The organism is Parablautia muri (genome assembly GCF_009917485.1).
In the GTDB taxonomy this organism is placed as follows: domain Bacteria; phylum Bacillota; class Clostridia; order Lachnospirales; family Lachnospiraceae; genus Suilimivivens; species Suilimivivens muri.
Map to the genome: position 1 here is coordinate 18641 of NZ_QZDT01000002.1, position 20483 is coordinate 39123.

Below are 20483 nucleotides of genomic sequence, written 5' to 3' on the forward strand. Positions count from 1 at the left end.
TTATTGTAACAAACGCTGCCATGTTTTGCAAGGTGGATTATTGTAACAACGGATACCGCACTTCGCCAGATAGTTTATTGTAATGAAAGTCTGCCGCGCTTCGCAGGCCAGCTTATGGATCAGGAAAACCAACCGGAAAGAAAGGAACGGCCAGATAATGACAAAGATAAGAACAAGATATGCACCAAGTCCAACAGGAAGGATGCATGTGGGCAATTTAAGGACAGCTCTTTACGCTTATTTGATTGCAAAGCATGAGAATGGAGATTTTATTTTAAGAATTGAAGATACCGACCAGGAACGCTTTGTGGAGGGGGCGGTGGATATTATTTACCGTACGCTGGAAAAAACAGGTCTTATCCATGACGAAGGACCTGATAAGGACGGCGGCGTTGGCCCCTATGTACAGTCCGACAGGCACAGGACAGGGATTTATTTAACATACGCAAAAAAGTTGATTGAAAAAGGGGAGGCTTATTATTGCTTTTGCGATAAAGAACGGCTTTCCGGCTTAAAATCCCAGATTGTGGAGGGCAAGGAAATCACCGTATATGACAAGCACTGTCTTTCCCTGTCTAAGGAAGAAGTGGAAGATAAATTAAAGTCAGGTATTCCCTATGTCATCAGACAAAATAACCCTATGGAGGGAACAACTACTTTTCATGATGAAATATACGGGGATATTACGGTGGATAATTCCGAATTAGACGATATGATTTTGATTAAATCAGATGGATATCCCACCTACAATTTTGCAAACGTTGTGGACGACCATCTGATGGGTATCACTCACGTGGTAAGAGGAAATGAATACCTTTCCTCCTCTCCCAAATATAACAGATTATATGAAGCTTTTGGATGGGAGGTGCCGGTTTATGTCCATTGTCCTTTGATTACGGACGAGGAACATCACAAACTCAGCAAGCGTTGCGGCCATTCTTCCTATGAGGATTTGATAGAGCAGGGATTTTTGACGGAGGCGGTGGTAAATTTTGTGGCCCTTCTTGGCTGGAGTCCTACTGAGAGCAATGAAGAAATATTTTCCTTAAAACAGCTTGCCGAGATTTTTGATTACCGTCATATTTCAAAGTCCCCTGCCGTCTTTGATTATACCAAGCTAAAATGGATGAACGGCGAATATATTAAGGCGATGGATGAGAGCGCCTTTTATGAGATGGCAAAGCCCTATTTGAAACAGGCCATCAGCAGAGAGATAGATTTGCACAAGATTGCGTCTATGGTAAAGACAAGGATTGAAATTTTTCCGGATATCCCTGGAATGGTTGATTTCTTGGAGGAACTGTCGGCTTATGAGCCTTCCATGTATGCCCATAAGAAAATGAAAACCACCACGGAATCCTCCCTTGTGGTTTTAAAGGAACTTCTTCCTTTGCTGGAAAAGCAGGAGGACTATTCTAATGATGCCCTGTATCAGCTTTTGATATCTTATGTGTCCGAAAAAGGATACAAAAACGGTTATGTGCTCTGGCCCATCCGGACAGCCGTTTCCGGGAAACAAATGACACCTGCAGGGGCAACGGAAATCATGGAGCTTCTTGGAAAAGAAGAATCTATTGCCCGCATAAAGAAAGGAATCAAACTGCTTGAGAGCACCCAGTAAAGCACAGGAACAGGCGATCAAACATCTGTCAGGACCGGCTCAGATAATAGCCGGCCCGGGCAGTGGCAAAACCTTCACCATAATTCAAAGAATTCTATATCTAATCACACATTATCACATCCCGCCAGAGGAAATTCTCGTCATCACATATACCAAAGCGGCCGCCAATGAAATGAAAGAACGATATGAAGCAGCCTGCAGTTCCCATAGGAATAACGATGCATGGTGTGATGTCAATTTTGGTACTTTTCACAGCATCTGTTACAATATTTTGCGCCAATCGGGCGGCATTGGCTCTGCTTCCCTTATGAAAGAAAATGATAAAAGAAATCTTCTTGGTGTTTTGATGGGTAACAGGGGATTTGCATCCGCATGCGATTATGACAGCATCACGCGTCTGCAGAATATCATCAGCCGTATGAAAAACTTAGGGCAGGAGGCATGCGAAGAATTTATCCTGGAAAATACTGTTATCCTGAACACTGCCTGGTGTGACAAGCAAAATAACAGGGAATTTTCTTACGAGGATATTGTTTCCATCAAAGACGAGTATGATCAATATTTAAGGGAACAGGGATTTCTGGATTTTGATGATATGATTATCAGATGTCTTGCGCTTCTTCATGACAACAAGGCAGTGTGTCTGAAATATCAAGAAACATTTCGGTATATTCTTGCGGATGAATTTCAGGATATCAATTTTCCTCAATATGAGATTTTAAAGCTGCTTGCAGGACCTGCAGATAATTTATTTGTAGTGGGAGACGATGACCAGGCCATTTACGGATTCAGGGGAGCAAGTCCCGGAATCATGAGACAGTTTATGGTGGATTATCCGAACTGCAGGCAGATACTTCTAACGGATAATTACCGCTGCAAAGAGCAGATCGTTACGTTAGCCGGGGCTATGATATCCCGAAATACACATCGGTTTCAAAAGGAGTTTCATCCCGCACAAAAAGGAGGAAGGATAACGGCGCTTTGCTTTGATACCCGTAAAGAGGAGGAAATACGGCTTTTGTCCGCGCTATCTTCTCTAGGCCCAGACGCGCTGGAAAATACCGCGATTATTTTAAGGACCAATCTGGAAGTAATGCAGTATGGGGAGATGCTTCGTGAAGGAGGCATTGCGGTTAAAGGGAAAAAAATCAAGGACTCTGACTTGTTTCATGGTTTTATAATTGAAGATATCGTTTCCTTTTTGGCATATCTGTATGAGGGAAATAACCGAAATGATTTTATGAAGTTTATGAATAAACCAAATCGTTTTATCTCCCGGGCTGCGCTTATTTCAGAGAAAGTGGCGGAGAATACATTAAAACAATATTATACGCAAAATATTGCCATGCTTTCACAGCTTCACCTTCTGTTTGGACAGCTTAAGATAGCAGCAGGACTATCGCCCCATCTTGCGGTGGCTTTTTTCAGGAAAACTTTGGGCTATGATACATATCTACACCAAAAAACAACAGATGATAGAACCGCCAGAAGATGGATTTCACAGGCCAACGCAATTCAGGAATATTTTAAGCAGTATAAACAATCTGATACAGGAATATCTGTTAAAAACTTTGTCCGGCAGCTTTCTTTAAAGGAAACAGGCGGATGGACGCAAACGGAGGAACAAAGGGGTGTGCGTATTCTGACCATGCACAGCGCGAAAGGGCTGGAGTTTGACAGGGTATTTTTGCCTGATGTAAACCAGGGGATCATTCCAAGTAAAGAAGCAGGGGCCCCAAAAGCATTGGAAGAAGAAAGAAGGCTCCTGTATGTTGCCATAACAAGAGCCAAAGATGAACTATTTCTCTACTATACAAAAGAAAGGGGAAGAAGATTGTCCGTATTTTTGGAAGGCCTTATTCATCCTTCATAAATTCGTCAAATTCTGTACTGTCCAAATATTCGTCAAAGGCATCGGAAACTATTTCGTATTCCTCATCCTCCTCAATATATTCCAGCACAGGTTCCTCGTTTGGGTCGTCCTTATTTTCATAATAGCGATAAAACCATACTTCCCCATCGTTGTTTTCTCCGTTTTCATTTAAAGGAAGAAGTACGATATAATCCTGTTTGCTGACTGTAAGTATGGTAACAATAGCACAGGTAACAGATGTGCCATCCATCAAATCAAGGGTAACTGTCATTTCTTCATCCTTATCCTCAGGCTGAGAATGTAAGAAATTATTTAAGCTTTCTGTTTTTTTAGTCATACTCTTAAGTCCTCCTTCGCGTTTTAATATAGCTATTTTACTAATAGATTTGTTTCCATGCAACATAAGTTTCAATTTTTTTACACAGATTGTTTGATTTATGTTATGATATATTATAGCGCATTTAGACTTTATAACATAAGGATGACTCGCACCGCGCAGCATCCGCTACTTCTTGCAGGAGGGCGCATGGGAAAAAAATGGGAAATTACGTATTTTGAACCGGAACAGCCGGGTATTTTGATTGAAGGAAATAAAGTAAAATTTGCAGCAAATCTGTTAACAGATAAAGAATGTGGTGTGGTTTTATATGATCGCAGGGGAAACCAGAAGCGTTTTCCATTTCATGAAAAAGGAAAACGCGGAACACTTTATGGCCTTGCGATAGAAGGGGAAGGACTGAGCGCCTGCACCTATAATTTTTACGTGGAAAATCAGATTATAACGGATCCCTATGCCAGAGAAATACATGGCCTTGAAAAATGGGGAAGCGGCAGAACAAAAAAGCGAAGAACCAGCGGTGTTTTAGCCAGACATGAGTTTGACTGGCAAGGCGATCAGCCGCTTATGATCCCTTTGGAGGATAGTATATTTTATGGACTTAATGTGCGTGCCTTTACCATGCACAAAAGCTCAGGTGTAAAGCACAGAGGTACTTTTGAAGGAATTATTGAAAAAATTCCTTATTTTAAGGAGCTTGGTATTTTGGCTGTAGAACTGATGCCCTGCTATGAGTACGATGAATGTATGGTGCCGGAAAAACCGGAAACCCAGCCTTTCCCAACGCCTGATTTAGAAGCGGGGACACATCCTTTTGGAGCTGATTCTGATAAGTTCGATATGGGTATGGCTCATGCTGCTTTACCTTTATCCCCGGAAAACACTGCCTTTACCGAAACAAATTTAAACTGTAAGGACAAGCCGGAAATGGTGCGGTTAAATTGCTGGGGATTCCAAAAGGGATTCTATTTTTCGCCTAAAGCAGCCTACAGTGCAGCAGGATCCCCTGTCCTTTCCTTTAAAAATATGGTATATGCGCTTCACAAAAATGGAATAGAAGTTATCATGCAGTTTTATTTTCCGGTAGAAATCGGGCAGCTTTACATGCTTGATGTAATTAAATACTGGGTTTTGGAATATCATATTGACGGAGTGCGTATAAATGGCTTTCATATTCCGGCTGCCCTGCTTGCAGAGGAACCGGTTCTTAAAAATACAAAAATCTGGTGCGATGGCTATGGAGATGAAGCTTTGCCTGCGATTGCCAATCCACTTTTTAAAAACTTTATAGCAAATAACGGGAATTTTAGAAATGATATGAGGCGTTTTTTGAAAGGTGATGCAAACCTGATGAATCAGGTGGCATTTTACCAGCGCCGCAATCCTGCCGCTTATGGTGTTGTAAATTATCTGGCAGATTATGACGGTTTTTCTTTATATGACAGCGTTTCTTATGGGAACAAACATAATGAAGCAAATGGGGAAGACAACAGAGACGGAACAAACGATAATTTTAGTTGGAACTGTGGTGTAGAAGGCCATACGCGCAAAAGGGCAGTTTTGGCGCTTCGCCAAAAACAAATAAAAAATGCCCTTTCCTTTGTACTGCTTGCGCAGGGTGTACCTTTTATCTTTAGCGGAGATGAATTTGGGGCCAGCCGCAACGGAAATAATAACTGCTATTGCCAGGATAATGAAACCGGCTGGATTCATTGGAAAAATAACAGTTTTTCCAGAGAGATTTTTGCATATGCCAGGTTTTTAATCAACCTTCGGCGCAAGCATCCGATTCTTCATATGAAGGAAGAACTAAAAATAATGGATTATAAGGGATGCGGTTTCCCTGATTTGTCTTACCATGGAACGGAAGCCTGGCGCCCGGATTTTAGCTATATCAGCCAGATGATTGGCATTGTCCTGTGCGGCCAGTATGCGCCAAATAAGGAGGATGATTCCTTTTATATCGCCTGCAATATGCACTGGAATGCCCACAAATTGGCCTTGCCAAAGCTCAGTAAAAATAAAAAGTGGATAAAAATTGCAGACACCTCCTTACCATGTGAACAGGATTATAGTGAAGAAAATGATGCCCAAGAAAATTCCGTTATAACATTAAGCGGAAGGACAATGGCTATTTTTAAGGCGCAGGTGTCCAAAGAAACGGAGGGCAGGCTCCAAAAGGCGTCTGGCAGGAATAAAAGAGAAAGACAACGGAAATGATGAAAGTCTGGAAGCATTTTAAAACCATAACATATCATAAATATCTGGTAATGAAAGGATGTTTTAAGGTTGGCCTGTATAAACAGGGCTTGTTACACGACCTGTCAAAATACAATCCTAGTGAGTTTGGGATAGGTGTAAAATATTATCAGGGTACGCGAAGCCCCAACGCCGCTGAAAGAGAGGCTATTGGGTACTCCAGTGCCTGGCTCCACCATAAGGGCAGAAACAGGCATCATTATGAATATTGGATTGACTACGGCGCCAAGGATATCTCTGGCGGTGTGGCGCCGGTTCCCATGCCGGTGAAATATATTGTGGAAATGCTGATGGATCGTATTGCCGCCTGCAAAGTCTATAACGGGGACAAATATACGGACAGCTCTCCTTTGGAATACTATAATATGGGAAAAGAAAAAGCCCCCATGCATCCGCAAACAAGAGCGCTACTAGAAAAGCTTCTTTATATGTTAGCTGATGAAGGAGAAGAAATTACCTTTTCTTATATAAAAAAAGAACTTTTGCATTCATTCCGACAGCGAAATCCTTCTTGAACTATAACCTTTTTCATGGCTCCTGCATATGATAAAGCATATGAAAAAGGAGAGATGAATGCATGAATTGTTTAATTTTACTGTTATTACTTTTGTGCTGTGGGAATAATGGAGATTGTTTTAATCTTAATTCTGACAGTAACAACAATTGCTGCCGCCGTGACAGGGATGAACGCCGTGAATGCGGTAATGGGAACAGCAATCGCGGGCGCGACCGCGACAATGAAGGCTGTGGTTGTGGCAGTGAGCGTCCTGACAATAATGACTGCGGCTGCAGAAATGATTTCCGTCCGGAGCCACGCTTTGAATCAAGGCCATTTACCTTTAATCAAAATAATGTATGCGGTTGTGAGGAACATCAGAACAATAACGATGACAGGCAGTAAAAAATTAAGAGCTGTCATACGTGCAACTGGCTGGTTGATAAAATGTGCGGGTATAACCCGCACATTTTATTCTCACGGTCTGTGCAGTAAATGCACAGACCTGGCTGAACCGTTCCTACCCTTATACTTCCTTTTTACTTCATGAAAAATTTAATTTTCAAAATTTGAATTGTCATGTTATAATGTTTTATGTCTGCATTTTTGTTGGACAAGTCAGGATGATTTTTAACAATGTTCCTTGTGCTTTTGATAAACAGCTTTCGCCCAAATTTGAGGACATTGGCAAGAATGGGGGATTAATATGAAAAATTTATTGAATCAGATTTTACGCTTCGGAGTTGTAGGATTGTTTTGTTTTTTGATTGATTATGGAATAACCACCGGATTTACCAATCAGCTTGGTGTGCACTATCTGATTTCAAAACTATTGGGCTTTGTGGTATCGGCAGTTGTCAATTATATTTTGAGTATTAAATTTGTGTTCACCCACAAGAAAGAAATGGGGAAAGGAAAAGAATTTAGTGTTTTCCTTATCCTATCCGTGATTGGGCTTGTGATTAATGAAATTGTTATGTTCATATGCATAGATGGCATATATGGACATAGTGCGGATTTGCAGGAGATTATTTCAGATTCTCTTATAGTTTCCTTAAGTACCGTTGTGGCAACTGGTGTGGTTATGGTATATAATTTTATTTCAAGAAAACTGTTTCTGGAAAGAAAATAGACTATGGATTCAGAACGTTTTGACGAAATGAAAAACAAAATTGTCTGTTCTGAGAGAGAAAGCGGCGGTATTGGAACATTAAAAGAAAAAACGGTACATGCCGTCTTGAAAGATTACTATGCGGCTGATAGGGAAATGCAGGAAATATCCCTGGATGGATATGTGGCGGATATTTATACTGGTACAGAAATTATAGAAATCCAAACCGCCAATTTTAACCGAATGAGAAATAAACTGGAGAGATTTCTTCCAAAATATCCTGTGACGATTGTATATCCCATCCCTAAAATCAAATATTTAATCTGGATAGATGAGGAAACCGGAGAATGCTCAAAACCCCGGAAAAGCACTGTGAAAGGCTCTGTTTACAGGGCTTTTTATGAGTTATATAAAATAAAGCCGTATCTGGCAGATCCTAATCTGCATCTGTGCTTTCCACTTTTAGAGCTGGAGGAATACCGTCTTTTAAACGGATGGAGCCGGGACAAAAAAAGAGGCTCCTGCCGTTATGACAGGATCCCTAAAAGGCTCTTAGATGAAGTACGGCTTGATCGGTTAAAGGATTATGCACAGCTGATTCCTTCTGACCTTATGGAACTGTTTACGGTTGTAGAATTTGGAAAAGCAATCAAAGAGCGGAAGGAAACAGCTGGTAGGGTTTTACATATTTTAAATTATCTGCATATCATAGAGCGATGTGAAAACCGGGGAAGATTCTACACATACAGGCTGAATCCTTTATATGACGAAAGTAAGTGAACTTTCGGGCTGCTGGGAACACAATCTGGGGATTGCTGTCACTGTTCGCTTCTTTCTGCAGCAGTGCCCTTTGGTTATCAGATGAATGCCGTATCCGAGAATATTCCAAGAGGACAGGCATATAAACGAATCTAAGAAATCCAGGAGGTGGTTCCGGAACCGAATGAAATAGAAGCAATTTGGGAAGGAAGAAAAGGCAGGGCAAAAAACGGGACAGTTTCCCATGATGCAATCAATTGGGATTAAGAAAGTAATAAACAATAGATAGAAGGATGAAACATGGATTCTTATATTAATTTAAATCATATTTCCACAGAAGAATTAAAGCATGTAGACTTGAATGGGGTTAATGTGAATTGTAATCCGCCTGATGTTGAACCACAGCGTCAATATTACTTTATGGCCAAGTGCAGGCACATTGTGAAGTCGGAAAGCGAACGTCTTGGACGACCGCTATATGCGTGCATTCAGGTTTTCGGCTGTCAGATGAATGCCAGAGATTCTGAAAAGCTGGCGGGTATCTTAAGGGAAGTGGGCTATGAGCTTACTGAAAATGAAGATGCCGATTTTGTGATCTATAATACCTGTACTGTCAGGGACAATGCAAATCAAAGGGTCTATGGGCGGCTGGGACACTTAAATAGCCTGAAAAAGAAAAAAAAGCATATGAAGATTGCCCTCTGCGGCTGTATGATGCAGGAGCCCTCTGCCGTAGAAAAAATAAAGCAGAGTTATCGATTTGTGGATTTAATCTTTGGAACCCATAATATTTATAAATTTGCAGAACTTTTGGTAACTATGTTTGAATCTGACAGGATGGTGGTGGACATCTGGCAGGAAACAGACCAAATTGTAGAAAGCCTGCCTGTGGAGCGGAAATATCCTTTTAAATCCGGTATTAACATTATGTTTGGCTGTAACAATTTTTGCAGCTACTGTATTGTGCCTTATGTAAGAGGGCGGGAGAGAAGCCGCAGGCCGGAAGAAATTATTCACGAGATAGAAATGCTGGTATCGGAAGGCGTTGTGGAGGTTATGCTGTTAGGACAAAATGTCAATTCCTACGGCAGGAATCTGGAGGAATCCATAACCTTTGCCCAGCTTCTTCGTCAGGTTGAACAGATTGAAGGGCTAAAAAGAATTCGCTTTATGACCTCCCATCCCAAGGATTTGTCAGACGAACTCATTCAGGTGATGAAGGAATCCAAAAAGATATGCCGGCACCTTCACCTCCCATTGCAGTCTGGCTCCACCAGAATTTTAAAAGCAATGAACAGACGATATACCAAGGAACAGTACCTTGTGCTGGTGGAAAAAATCAGGAAGGAAATACCGGATTTGGCCATCACAACAGATATTATTGTAGGCTTTCCCGGCGAGGCGCCATGTGATGTGGATGAAACCATAGATGTGGTGCGCAAGGTAAAATATGATAATGCCTTTACCTTTATTTACTCCAAACGGACCGGAACACCTGCCGCCACAATGGAAAATCAGGTACCAGAAGCTGTTGTTAAGGAAGGATTTGACCGTCTTTTAAAGGTGGTACAGGACACCGCAAGGGAAAGAGCTGGTCTTCTTGAGGGAAAGACTATGGACGCGCTGGTGGAGGAAGTAAATGAACAGGATGCAAGCCTTGTTACAGGGCGGCTTTCCAACAATACAATGGTGCATTTTAAAGGGGATGCAAGCTTGATTGGACAGATTGTTCCGGTTTACCTAAAGGAATGCCATGGTTTTTATTACCTGGGTGAAAAAGACGAAAAGACTTTCTAAGGAGTCAAAGGACGCCTCCTGAGAAAATCTAAGTTTCGTCTTAAAGAATCGCCTCAGGGCGATTTTTCTGGAATGATTTATGTATTGTTTGTGCCGCAAGACGGCAGGAATGGAGGGATAGTAGATTGAAAATCAAAGATTTTTAATCTACAAATTTGTGCTTACGCCCAAATTTGAGGGCTGTTGGAAGCATGGAGGATTAGAATGGCAGAATTAACACCAATGATGCAGCAGTACCTGGAAACAAAAAAAGAGTATCCGGATTGTATTCTTTTTTACAGGCTGGGGGATTTTTATGAAATGTTTTTCGAGGATGCAATCACTGCATCCAAGGCATTAGAAATCACCTTAACAGGAAAAAATTGCGGCCTTGAGGAGAGGGCCCCCATGTGCGGTATTCCTTACCACGCTGTGGAAGGCTATTTAAATAAGCTGATTGCAAAGGGATATAAGGTAGCAATCTGCGAACAGATGGAAGACCCCAAGCAGGCCAAGGGGCTTGTGAAAAGGGACGTGACCAGAATCGTCACGCCTGGTACCAATTTAAATGTACAGGGAATGGATGAAGGACGTAATAACTTTCTTATGAGTATTGCCTACTTTCAGGGGAAAACCGGTATATCGATTGCGGACGTTACAACAGGAGATTACTATCTGACAGAGGCGGAGGATGACAGAAAACTGCTGGATGAAATTAACAAATACTGTCCTAGCGAAATTATCTGTAATGATGCTTTTCTTATGAGCGGCATTGACCTGGAGGATTTAAAGGGACGGCTTCATATTACGGTATATACCCTTGGACCGCATTTTTTTGACGAAGACAGGTGTAGAAACAGTTTATTAAAACATTTTCATGTGAATAATCTCCAAGGCATGGGAATTGAAGATTTCCCTTCAGGTCTGATTGCGGCAGGATCCCTTATGCTTTACTTAACGGACACGCAAAAAATTGATCTGGCGCATTTTACCCATTTGTATCCATACCTTACCAGCAAATATATGCTCCTTGACAGTTCCACCCGGCGTAACTTAGAGCTTGTGGAGACACTTCGTGAAAAGCAAAAGAGAGGTTCCCTTTTATGGGTTTTGGATAAGACAAGGACTGCTATGGGGGCTAGATGCCTGCGGCAATATTTAGAGCAGCCACTGATTGACAAAATGCAAATCGAAAAGCGCCTTGATGGTGTGGATGCTTTATCAAAGCAGGCCATCAACAGAGATGAGATCAGGGAATATTTAAATCCGGTTTATGACCTTGAACGCCTTCTTTCTAAGGTCAGTTATAAAACGGCCAACCCCAGAGATTTGATTGCCTTTCGCAGTTCCCTGCAAATGCTTCCCCATATTAAAACCCTTTTAGGTGATTTCAGGGAAGAATTGTTATGCGAAATACAAGAGGAAATAGATGATTTATCGGATATTTGCACCTTGATTGAAAACGCAATTAATGAAGAACCGCCCATAACAGTTCGGGAAGGCGGCATTATCCGGGAAGGCTTTGATGAAACTATTGACAATTTGCGCCATGCCAAGACAGAAGGGAAAGACTGGCTGGCAAAGTTAGAGGAAGAAGACAGGGAACGGACGGGCATTAAAAATCTTAAAATTCGTTATAACAAGGTCTTTGGTTATTATTACGAGGTAACCAATTCCTACAAGAATCTTGTCCCGGAGGATTATATCAGGAAGCAGACCCTTGCCAATGCAGAGCGCTATACCAATACCCGTTTAAAGGAGCTGGAGGATGCGATTTTAAATGCGGAGGACAAGCTCTATACGCTGGAATACGACTTGTTCTGCCAGATTCGGGATGCCATTGCAAGTGAGATGGAGCGTATACAGAAAACAGCAAAGGCTGTTGCAAAGTTAGATGTGCTATCTTCCCTTTCCTTTGTGGCGGAGCGGAATCATTTTGTCCGTCCGGTTATCAACGAAAAAGGTGTTATAGACATTAAGGAGGGCAGACATCCGGTGGTGGAGCAGATGCTTTCAGATGACATGTTTATTTCCAACGACACGCATCTGGATAATCATAAATATTGCGTGTCTGTCATTACCGGGCCAAATATGGCCGGAAAATCTACCTATATGCGCCAGGTAGCTTTGATTGTGCTTATGGCGCAAATCGGCAGCTTTGTCCCTGCCACCAGCGCCAATATCGGTTTGGTAGACCGTATTTTCACCCGTGTAGGGGCGTCAGATGACTTAGCCAGCGGACAAAGTACGTTTATGGTGGAGATGAATGAGGTTGCCAATATTTTAAGAAATGCCACCCAAAACAGCCTTCTTATTTTAGATGAAATCGGCAGGGGCACTTCTACCTTTGACGGTTTAAGCATTGCATGGGCAGTAATTGAACATATCAGCAACAAAAAGCTGCTGGGCGCTAAGACACTGTTTGCCACCCATTACCATGAGCTTACAGAGTTAGAAGGTAAAATGAACAATGTAAATAATTACTGTATTGCCGTCAAGGAAAAGGGAGATGATATTGTTTTTCTGCGGAAGATTATTAAGGGCGGCGCGGATAAAAGCTATGGGATACAGGTTGCGAAACTGGCCGGCGTACCGGATATGGTCATTGATCGGGCAAAGGAAATTGCAGCAAAATTAAGTGATAACGATATTCTGGAAAAGGTCCAGAGCATAGCCGTTGACCAGAAAGACAGTAAACATAAGCCAGTCAAATATGATGAGGTGGATTTAAGTCAAATGTCTTTATTTGATACGGTAACAGATGAAGATGTCCTCAATGAATTAAAAGAGATTGATGTTACGAATCTCACCCCATTAGATGCATTAAATACCTTATACCGTCTTCAGAACAAATTAAAAAATAGATGGTGAGAGCAGAGGATATCTTGCCTTACAGGTTTAGGTTATATATTTTGTTTCCATACAAAGCAGGAGGAATTATGCCGGTTATAAAGTTACTCAGCCAAAGCACAATTGATAAAATTGCCGCCGGAGAGGTGGTGGAACGTCCTTTAAGTGTTGTAAAAGAACTGACAGAAAATGCCATAGATGCAAAAGCAAACGCTATCACCGTAGAAATAAAAGAGGGAGGAATTTCCCTCATCCGTGTGACAGACAATGGATGCGGCATTCCCAAAAATCAGGTGAAAAAGGCTTTTTTGCGTCATGCAACCAGTAAAATCACTTCTATTGAAGATTTAAATTACGTGGAAAGTCTTGGTTTTCGTGGAGAAGCCTTATCCAGCATTGCGGCGGTGGCACAGGTAGAGGTCCTTACCAAAACCGCAGACGATTTGACTGGCGTTCGTTATCGTATTGCCGGGGGCAGGGAGGAAGAACCTGAGGAGATAGGAGTCCCCGCAGGTACCACATTCCTGGTACGGAATCTCTTTTTCAACACACCTGTCCGGAAGAAGTTCCTAAAGCAGCCCCAGACAGAGGGCGGTTATGTGGCGGACATGATGGAGCACCTTGCCTTATCCCACCCCGATATTTCCATTAAATTTATCCAAAATGGACAGGTGAAATTCCATACCTCCGGAAATGGGAATTTAAAAGAGGTTATTTACCGGATTTACGGCAAGGATATAACAGATGCCCTGATTCCCTTTGAAAAATCAGAGGATGGCTTTTGTGTCAGTGGTTTTTTGGGAAAGCCTGAAATAAATCGCTCTAATCGGAACTTTGAGGTTTACTTTGTAAACGGCCGATATGTAAAAAATGATGTGATCACCAAGGCAGTGGAGGAGGGTTACAGGGCTTATGTTATGCAGCATAAATTTCCATTTTTTGTGCTCCATTTCACCATGGCACCTGAGACCATCGATGTAAATGTCCATCCCGCAAAAATGGAAATTCGTTTCAATCAGGGAAATGAATTTTATGAAAAAATCAGCAGATGGATTGGGGAAGGCCTGCACGCTGTGGAGCTTATACCGGATGTGCGCCTTATGGAGGAGGAGCGCAAGCCGTCACCTGTACTGAAAACCCCTGAACCCTTTGAGGTAAGACGGACGGCTATGCTCATGGAGGATCCCTTGGAATATAAAACAGTTGCGTCAGATAATAAAACGATTCCGGCGTCTAAAACAGCTGCAGAAAATAGTGGATTCCCCAAAGAACCTAAGGTGCAGGATTTTTTACATAAAATTGTGCAAAATAAAATAATTGGGAATGAAAATGCCGGCAAATTCAGTGGACCTGGTATTGAAAAAGAAGATTTGCGGGCAAATGTCATCAAAGCAGATAAACACATTCTTGTGGAAAAACCCACTCAAATGGGACTTTTCGAAGAAAATTTTCTGAAAAAGGACGCAAGGGAAGAACATCAGATTTTAGGACAGATTTTTGGTACTTACTGGCTGGTAGCTTTTCAGGATAAGCTGTTTATCATTGACCAACATGCCGCCCATGAAAAAGTAAAATATGAGAGACTTGTTCAGGAACTTGAAAAGAAAGAACTTTCTTCCCAGATGCTGAATCCGCCGGTTATTGTGAATCTCACAGGAAAAGAGGAAGCACTTTTGAAGGAGTATCTTCCTTACTTTATAGAGATGGGATTTGAACTGGAGGAGTTCGGAGGCGAAGCCTGGGCCATACGTTCCATGCCGGTTGATTTATATGGGAATAGTGAAAAGGAGCTTTTTATGGATATTTTGGATGAGCTTGCAGAAAAGGAAGTCGCAGGCACACCGGAGATTATTTTGCAAAAACTGGCTTCTATGGCCTGCAAGGCGGCTGTTAAGGGCAATCATCAAATGAGCCTTAGGGAGATGGAGGCCCTTATTGAGGAATTGCTTACACTTGAAAATCCTTATCATTGTCCTCACGGGAGACCTACCATTATTGCTATGAGTAAATATGAAATTGAAAAGAAGTTTAAGAGAATTGTATAAGGGTCATGGAAGATAGGCGGCATCCGGCCTGGGCTGAAATGTATCGGAATTTTCCGATGTAAATATGGAGGGATGATGGATCAGAAAGGAAAAATGATTGTGCTTACAGGACCTACGGCGGTGGGGAAGACGGCGCTGTCGATTGCACTTGCAAAAGAAATTGGAGGGGAAATTATTTCAGCTGATTCTATGCAGGTTTATAAGTATATGGACATTGGTTCTGCAAAAATTACAAAAGATGAAATGCAGGGAGTCAAACATTATTTGATAGATGTGCTGGAACCATCGGAAGAATTTAATGTCTACCGCTTCCAGCAGATGGCAAAGGAGGCCGTAAAGGAAATTTATCAAAAAGGCCATATCCCCATTGTTGTTGGCGGAACAGGCTTTTATATTCAGGCTCTTTTGTATGATATTGATTTTTCCACAGAAGAAGACCACAACGCATTTCGCATAGAACTTGAAAGACTCGCAGCCGAAAAGGGATCCGCTTACCTTCACGCGCAGTTAGAGGAGGTAGACTCCGTTTCCGCAAAAGAAATTCATCCCAACAATCAAAAACGCATCATCAGAGCCCTTGAATTTTACCAGCTAAACGGTGAAAAAATTTCCGACCACAACCAAAAGGAACGCCAAAAAGAAGCTGCCTACGATTTTAGCTATTTTGTCCTAACCGATGACAGAAAACGCCTCTATCAGAGGATTGATGAGAGAGTGGACGCCATGCTGGAAAAAGGACTCTTAGAAGAAGTCAGACACCTAAAAGAAATGGGCTATCAAAGAAACATGGTATCCATGCAAGGCCTGGGCTACAAAGAACTTCTCTCATACCTGTCAGGCGAATGCACACTGGATGAAGCAATATACCTTATCAAACGCAGCACACGCCGTTTTGCCAAACGCCAACTCACCTGGTTTCGCCGGGAGCGAGATGTCATCTGGCTAGAGAGAGCGCGCTTTGACAATAATCTGCAAAATATCTTAAATTTTATATTAAAGAATATAAAAATTTAAGAGATGAAAATAAACGCATTATTTCAAAGGCTTGCAAAAAGCAGTCTTTTTTATGCAGGAGGTGCAAAATGAATCATTTATCCCCCAAAATGTATCAAGATATGGGAATTACCCCAGAAGTATATGCTTATGGAGAAAAAATTTGGAACTCCTTAAAGGAGCGTTGGCTGGAAATTGACGCCATCTCCGAGTACAACCAGCTGAAAGTAATACAGTCCATGCAAAAAAACAAAGTCAGTGAGGCCTGCCTGATCGGAACCACCGGCTACGGTTACAATGACCTGGGCAGAGAAACCCTGGAAAAAGTATACGCAGATATTTTCCACACCGAAGACGCACTGGTGCGTCCACAAATCACCTGTGGCACCCATGCCCTTGCACTTGCTCTTATGAGTAATTTAAGGCCTGGCGATGAACTGCTCTCCCCGGTGGGAAAACCCTATGACACCTTAGAAGAAGTCATCGGCATCCGGCCTTCAAAAGGCTCTCTAAAAGAATACGGCATCAGCTATCGCCAAGTAAATTTACTCCCTGACGGCAGCTTCGATTTTGAAAACATAAAAAATGCCATAAATGAGAAAACAAAGCTGGTAACCATCCAGCGTTCTAAAGGCTATCAGACGAGACCTACCTTTTCGGTTGAGCAAATCGGCCGGCTGATTTCTTTGATAAAAAGCATTAAGCCAGATGTAATCTGCATGGTAGACAACTGCTATGGAGAATTTACACAGACCCAAGAACCCTCTGATGCAGGAGCTGACCTGGTGGTTGGATCTTTGATCAAAAATCCGGGAGGCGGCCTTGCGCCCATAGGCGGTTATCTTGCCGGCAAAAAGGAATGTATTGAAAACGCAGCCTACCGGCTCACTTCCCCTGGCCTTGGCAAAGAGGTAGGCGCTTCCCTCCATGCCCTGGGTGCCTTTTATCAGGGACTGTTTTTAGCGCCTTCCGTGACAGCAAATGCGTTAAAAGCAGCTATTTTTGCAGCAAATATTTATGAAGACCTGGGATTCCATGTGGTGCCAGATGGCCGGGAGCCCAGATACGATATTATTCAGGCTGTAACTTTCAAAAATCCTGAAGGCGTGATTGCCTTTTGCCAGGGGATCCAGCAGGCAGCACCGGTAGATGGCTATGTAACCCCGGAGCCTTGGGATATGCCGGGTTATGACAGTCCGGTTATCATGGCGGCAGGCGCTTTTGTGTCAGGTTCTTCCATCGAATTAAGCGCTGACGGCCCTATCCGTCCCCCTTATACCGTGTATTTCCAGGGGGGTCTTACATGGCAGCATGGAAAGTTTGGAATTATGAAAACCCTACAGAAATTAGTGGAAAAAGGAATTATTATAAAAGATTTTGACAAACGAAACTTATAAAAAATCCATGAAATTGGTATACATAAATTTCCAACTGTGTTAATATTATGTTGGTTATAGGTAAATTTCCTACCTTACAAAAGAGAGGGGAGGTACGTAAATGCATAAAAATAACTGGGCCTGTTTTTTACTGATTTTAGCAGGCATTGTTATTGGCGGCTTTATAGGGAACTTGTTTCCCAGCACATGGCTAAACTATGGGCAGACATTTGGACTTTCTTCCCCCATTGTTTTTGATTTAGGCATTATGTGCATCACCTTTGGCCTTACAATTAAAGTGACAGTGGCAAGTATTATCGGTATTGTGCTTGCGCTGGTCATATATCGTTTCCTTTAAAAGTTTTTCTTTTCATTTCCGATTGAGAGAAGGGATTGGAAAGGACAGGAATGGTAACAGATACAAACAAAGCAGAGCTTCCCTATGAAAAATTTTTAAGCCTGGGTGCAAATGCCCTGACGGAAGCGGAGCTTCTTGCAATCATCCTAAGGACAGGTACTAAGAATTGTCCTGCTTTGGAATTGGCACAGAAGGTTCTTTCACTTGCCGGCGGAAAGGGAGATAAGCTCAACTGCCTCCATCATTTAACCCTCCGGGAGCTTCAGGATATACCAGGTATTGGAGAGGTAAAGGCGGTTAAAATCAAATGCCTTTCCGAACTGGCAATGCGGATGGCACGGGAAAAGGCGGCTAATGTGTTACATTTTGACATGCCTAATACAGTGGCCGATTATTATATGGAAAGGATGCGCCATCAGGAAAAAGAAATTATCCTGTTGCTATTATTGGATAATAAATTAAAATTAATTGAAGAATATATGATATCCTTAGGAACAGTGCGGGCATCCCTGTTGTCTGCCCGCGAGGTTTTTCTGGAAGCTTTCAAGTGCAGGGCCAGTAATCTGATACTTTTGCATAACCATCCAAGCGGAGAGCCTAAGCCCAGTCCTCTGGATATTGACGTCACTCGAAAGATAAAAGACGCCGGAGAGCTGATGGACATCCCTTTAATTGACCACATTATATTGGGGGATGGCTGCTATATCAGCATGAAGGAAGAAGATTTATTATAGAAAGGGGTATTCATTTTGTCCAACAATGTATATGGTATTGACCTAGGAACCAGCAACATAAAAATTTACAGCCGTTCTGACGACACAATTTTGGTTGAAAAGAACATGATCGCCATTGAAAACAAAAATACCTTGTTTGCCTATGGTGATTCCGCCTTTGAAATGTATGAAAAGGCTCCCGGGAACATCCACATTTCCTATCCGCTTTCCAATGGCGTTATTGCGGATATTAAAAATATGGAACTTTTAATTAAATATTTTATCAATGATTTGTCTAAAAGTAATCTAAAATCCGGCGACTACTATATTGCTGTCCCTACGGATGTGACTGAGGTGGAAAAGAGGGCCTTTTATGATCTCATCAGAGATGCAGGCGTAAAGGCAAGAAAAATACTGGTAGTTGAAAAGGCAGTGGCTGATGGTCTTGGCCTTGAAATTGATGTAAAAAACTCACAGGGCGTTTTAATTGTAAATGTAGGCTTTGATACAACGGAAATCTCGATTCTTTCGCTTGGCGGAATTGTGCTTAGCCGCCTAATCAAAGTAGGCGGTCAGAAATTTGACGATGCGGTTCGTTCAGCGGTAAGGCGGGAATTTGGCCTTATCATTGGTGGTAAGACAGCGGAAAATGTGAAAATGTCCTTAACGGAGCTTGAGAAGGCGGGAAAAGGAGCCGTGGTTTATGGCCGTGACATTGTCACAGGGCTTCCAGTAGAGCGTGAGCTTCCGACCCAGCTGATCAATGAATCGTTAATTGAACATTTTTATACGATTATCGATAATATAAAAGTTATTTTGGAGCGGACACCCCCGGAATTGGCAGCGGACATTTACCGCCACGGTATTTATTTAACCGGAGGCGCCTCACAGGTAAACTGTCTGGCAGAGCTGATTCAAAAGGGAACGGGGCTTAATGTAAACAAATCTGAAAATCCGGTAACCAGTGTGGCGCTGGGGCTTTCTAAGATCATTAAGGATGACAATTATAAATCGGTTGCCTATGCAATTGAAGGAATGAGCAAATGAGTCCAATCTTAAAGAAAAAAGGAGAAAAGTTTACGTTACCCGGTAAATATCTCCTTTTTATTTTAACATTATTATGTACGGGTTTAATTGTTGTAACATTTAACACTAATTTTTTAAGCGCCCCCATCAGTGCAGTGGGAGGCTCTGCCATCATACCCTTACAGGAGGGAATCAGCAAAGCCGGGAGCTGGCTTTCCACCCGCTCTGAGGAGCTTGTACAGATTCGCTTCCTTCTTCAGGAAAACGAAGATTTAAGGGCACAGGTAGACGAATTGACGATGGAGAACATCCGCCTCCAACAGGATCGGTATGAGCTTACGAACCTGCGGGAGCTTTATGCGCTGGATTCTCAGTACGATGAGTATAATAAAATCGGTGCCCGCATTATCGCGAAGGATTCCGGGAACTGGTTTCATTCTTTTGTAATTAATAAGGGTTCTGAAGATGGGCTGCAGATTGATATGAATGTCATGGCAGGAAGCGGCCTTGTGGGGCGTATTGTGGATGTGGGACCAAATTGGTCAAAGGTTATGTCCATTATTGATGACAGTTCCAATACCAGCAGTATGGTGCTTTCCACCTCTGAAAACTTAATTGTATGTGGCGACTTAGAGCTTTATGCAGATGGGGTGATCCGGTTTGAGAAGCTCATTGACAGCGCTGACAGAGTAGTTGAGGGGGATAAAATAGTCACCTCTAATATCAGCGATAAATATCTGCCGGGAATCTTAATCGGTTATATTTCGACTATCAATATGGATTCCAATAACCTTACAAAATCAGGTCTTATCACACCGGCAGTTGATTTTGAGCATTTAGAGGAAGTTTTAATCATTACCCAGCTAAAGCAGACGGTAGATGATTGACAA

At 42.2% G+C, this 20483-nt stretch carries 17 protein-coding genes; 16 read left to right on the plus strand and 1 reads right to left on the minus strand.

The genetic code is table 11. The features are described from left to right. The first annotated feature begins 157 nt into the window (after positions 1–157). Positions 158–1621, plus strand: a complete 1464-nt coding sequence (gltX, locus tag D5281_RS02105; RefSeq protein ID WP_160558502.1) for a glutamate--tRNA ligase — start codon at positions 158–160, stop codon at positions 1619–1621. Further along, positions 1605–3494 carry an ATP-dependent helicase gene (locus D5281_RS02110; protein WP_160558503.1) on the plus strand — a complete coding sequence of 630 codons (1890 nt, stop codon included), beginning with the start codon at positions 1605–1607 and terminating at the stop codon, positions 3492–3494. Before gltX ends, D5281_RS02110 begins: the two co-directional genes overlap by 17 nt. Here D5281_RS02110 and D5281_RS02115 read toward each other — a convergent pair. Next, positions 3478–3831 carry a DUF1292 domain-containing protein gene (locus tag D5281_RS02115; protein WP_160558504.1) on the minus strand — a complete coding sequence of 118 codons (354 nt, stop codon included), beginning with the start codon at positions 3829–3831 and terminating at the stop codon, positions 3478–3480. The genes D5281_RS02110 and D5281_RS02115 overlap by 17 nt on opposite strands. 189 nt (positions 3832–4020) lie before the next feature. Here D5281_RS02115 and D5281_RS02120 point away from each other — a divergent pair, with 189 nt between their 5' ends. The 14 genes from D5281_RS02120 (at position 4021) to mreC (ending at position 20480) form a co-directional block, all read left to right on the plus strand. Further along, on the plus strand, positions 4021–6051 hold the full coding sequence (locus D5281_RS02120; protein ID WP_160558505.1) for a hypothetical protein: 2031 nt from the start codon (positions 4021–4023) through the stop codon (positions 6049–6051). Continuing rightward, positions 6051–6605, plus strand: coding sequence for a DUF5662 family protein (locus D5281_RS02125; protein ID WP_160558687.1), 555 nt, complete (start codon positions 6051–6053; stop codon positions 6603–6605). The genes D5281_RS02120 and D5281_RS02125 overlap by 1 nt, the downstream gene beginning before the upstream one ends. Positions 6606–6667: 62 nt before the next feature. After that, positions 6668–6991, plus strand: a complete 324-nt coding sequence (locus D5281_RS02130; protein WP_160558506.1) for a hypothetical protein — start codon at positions 6668–6670, stop codon at positions 6989–6991. Between the two features lie 301 nt (positions 6992–7292). Beyond that, positions 7293–7718, plus strand: coding sequence for a GtrA family protein (locus tag D5281_RS02135; RefSeq protein ID WP_160558507.1), 426 nt, complete (start codon positions 7293–7295; stop codon positions 7716–7718). 3 nt (positions 7719–7721) lie between these two features. Next, positions 7722–8477, plus strand: coding sequence for a hypothetical protein (locus tag D5281_RS02140; protein ID WP_160558508.1), 756 nt, complete (start codon positions 7722–7724; stop codon positions 8475–8477). Between the two features lie 279 nt (positions 8478–8756). Then, positions 8757–10253, plus strand: coding sequence for a tRNA (N6-isopentenyl adenosine(37)-C2)-methylthiotransferase MiaB (gene miaB / locus D5281_RS02145; protein ID WP_160558509.1), 1497 nt, complete (start codon positions 8757–8759; stop codon positions 10251–10253). Between the two features lie 204 nt (positions 10254–10457). Continuing rightward, entirely contained in the window at positions 10458–13103 is a 2646-nt protein-coding gene (gene mutS / locus D5281_RS02150; protein ID WP_160558510.1) for a DNA mismatch repair protein MutS, read from the plus strand. 68 nt (positions 13104–13171) lie between these two features. Next, the gene (mutL, locus tag D5281_RS02155; RefSeq protein WP_160558511.1) at positions 13172–15127 is read left to right on the plus strand and encodes a DNA mismatch repair endonuclease MutL; all 1956 of its coding nucleotides are present in this window, start codon (positions 13172–13174) and stop codon (positions 15125–15127) included. A 72-nt stretch (positions 15128–15199) separates the two neighbouring features. Further along, positions 15200–16141: a tRNA (adenosine(37)-N6)-dimethylallyltransferase MiaA gene (miaA, locus tag D5281_RS02160; RefSeq protein WP_160558512.1), complete on the plus strand. Its 942-nt coding sequence runs from the start codon at positions 15200–15202 to the stop codon at positions 16139–16141. A gap of 68 nt (positions 16142–16209) precedes the next feature. Next, on the plus strand, positions 16210–17517 hold the full coding sequence (locus D5281_RS02165) for a methionine gamma-lyase family protein (protein ID WP_160558513.1): 1308 nt from the start codon (positions 16210–16212) through the stop codon (positions 17515–17517). Between the two features lie 100 nt (positions 17518–17617). Further along, a complete protein-coding gene (locus D5281_RS02170) occupies positions 17618–17854 on the plus strand; it encodes a DUF4321 domain-containing protein (protein ID WP_160558514.1) in 237 nt (78 codons plus the stop codon). Between the two features lie 50 nt (positions 17855–17904). Then, positions 17905–18588, plus strand: coding sequence for a RadC family protein (radC, locus tag D5281_RS02175; RefSeq protein ID WP_160558515.1), 684 nt, complete (start codon positions 17905–17907; stop codon positions 18586–18588). A gap of 15 nt (positions 18589–18603) precedes the next feature. Then, positions 18604–19614, plus strand: a complete 1011-nt coding sequence (gene mreB, locus D5281_RS02180) for a rod shape-determining protein MreB (RefSeq protein ID WP_160558516.1) — start codon at positions 18604–18606, stop codon at positions 19612–19614. Beyond that, positions 19611–20480: a rod shape-determining protein MreC gene (mreC, locus tag D5281_RS02185; RefSeq protein WP_160558517.1), complete on the plus strand. Its 870-nt coding sequence runs from the start codon at positions 19611–19613 to the stop codon at positions 20478–20480. Before mreB ends, mreC begins: the two co-directional genes overlap by 4 nt. Positions 20481–20483 lie beyond the last annotated feature (3 nt).